The 809-nt window shown below is 34.6% G+C and carries 2 protein-coding genes; both read left to right on the top strand.

Features of this window, described 5'->3' with window-relative positions; genetic code table 11:
* Positions 1-139 precede the first annotated feature (139 nt).
* On the top strand, positions 140-400 hold the full coding sequence (locus D1136_RS10800) for a type II toxin-antitoxin system Phd/YefM family antitoxin (RefSeq protein ID WP_161877625.1): 261 nt from the start codon (positions 140-142) through the stop codon (positions 398-400).
* Positions 391-660 (top strand): Txe/YoeB family addiction module toxin, encoded by a 270-nt coding sequence (locus D1136_RS10795; RefSeq protein WP_161877624.1) that lies wholly within the window; start codon positions 391-393, stop codon positions 658-660. Before D1136_RS10800 ends, D1136_RS10795 begins: the two co-directional genes overlap by 10 nt.
* Positions 661-809 lie beyond the last annotated feature (149 nt).

Below are 809 nucleotides of genomic sequence, written 5' to 3'. Positions count from 1 at the left end.
GTATATACAAGTCAGATTTTGTGATTTTTCCACCAACTCAAATTCAAACACGTAAGTGTTAATTAACTCATTTTGTTTGGTGTTTTCTTGTATGCCAACAAATAAGTACCTATATTTGTACTTATAAAAGTACATGAATATGAGAACAACTAATTTTACTGATTTAAGAACTAACCTGAAACATCACCTGGATAGTGTTGTTCAGGATAATACACCTTTAATAGTTCAACGTCCCAATGGGGAAAGCGTTGTTGTTATTTCTTTGGAAGATTATAACTCAATAGTTGAAACAGAATACCTGTTATCCAATCCTGCCAATGTTGAGCATTTGAGAGAGGGAATCACCCAAGCCAATAATGGAGAAGCTACTAAGGTTGATATTAAAGACTTATGGAAATAAGATTTACTAAAACAGCCTTAGATGATTTAGCCTATTGGAAAAAAATTGGGAACAAGCAAATACAGTTAAAAATAGAAGCTCTATTGGCTGACATAGCAGAGCATCCTTTTACTGGCATAGGCAAACCAGAGCCTTTACGCTTTGAATTGGCAGGTCATTGGTCAAGGCGTATCAATTCAGAACATCGTATCGTCTATCGTGTAGAGGGTGAACAGATTGTAGTTGTGGTTATTTCTATGCGCTATCATTATAAAAGCTAATGTGTAGTCCCAAAATTCAGGTGTCCATTTTTTTTATTTATATAATACATAACCTGTGAAAAAAAAGTGGACAGCTAAAGGGAGCAAGTATATACTGCTTATTTTCTGCTTGCCTTGTCGTTACTTCTTCCCTCCTGAAAAATAATCAT

Source organism: Odoribacter sp. Z80, assembly GCF_009935865.1.
Lineage (GTDB): Bacteria > Bacteroidota > Bacteroidia > Bacteroidales > Marinifilaceae > Odoribacter.
The sequence above is the reverse complement of the archived record's forward strand: the minus strand, read 5'-3'. Positions and strand labels throughout refer to the sequence as shown.